This window comes from Streptococcus sp. HMSC077D04 (assembly GCF_001808785.1).
Classification (GTDB): domain Bacteria; phylum Bacillota; class Bacilli; order Lactobacillales; family Streptococcaceae; genus Streptococcus; species Streptococcus mitis_BX.
Genome location: NZ_KV794458.1, coordinates 1 through 418, shown reverse-complemented (window position 1 = coordinate 418; position 418 = coordinate 1). Strand labels below are relative to the sequence as shown.

The window sequence follows — 418 nt, the reverse complement described above, 5'->3', positions numbered from 1 at the left end:
TTTTTTGTTGTGATACTTCTTTCAAGGAATATTTGGTAGGATTGGAGTGAAAAAAGATTAACTAGGAAAGAAGGAAGTATATGGAAGCCATTTATCAACGTGATTCGGATCAAGATGGACTGACTGACGCTCAAGAATTTGCGCTAGGAACCAATCCTCTTAGCGCAGATTCTGATGGTGATGGACGTTCAGATTTAGTGGAAGTAGAAGAAGGAACCAATCCCTTAGAAAAGGATTTACAAGACATAGACCAAACAAGTATAACTGAACCGTCTTCAGTATTTATGGAAATGAAACAAAAGATTTCAAATATGATGGAGAGTCACTACAAGGAATTTATACAGGCTCTTATTAGTATTGAAACAGGGATTGAAAACGAACAAGACCTAGAAGACTTATATACTTACTACATGAGAAC

General features: G+C 36.1%; 1 protein-coding gene. It reads left to right on the top strand.

Going from position 1 to position 418, the window contains the following annotated elements; translation table 11 throughout:
- Positions 1 to 80: 80 nt before the first annotated feature.
- Positions 81 to 418, top strand: a 338-nt coding sequence (locus tag HMPREF2701_RS00195; protein ID WP_070481747.1) for a thrombospondin type 3 repeat-containing protein, incomplete at its 3' end; no start/stop codon positions are given.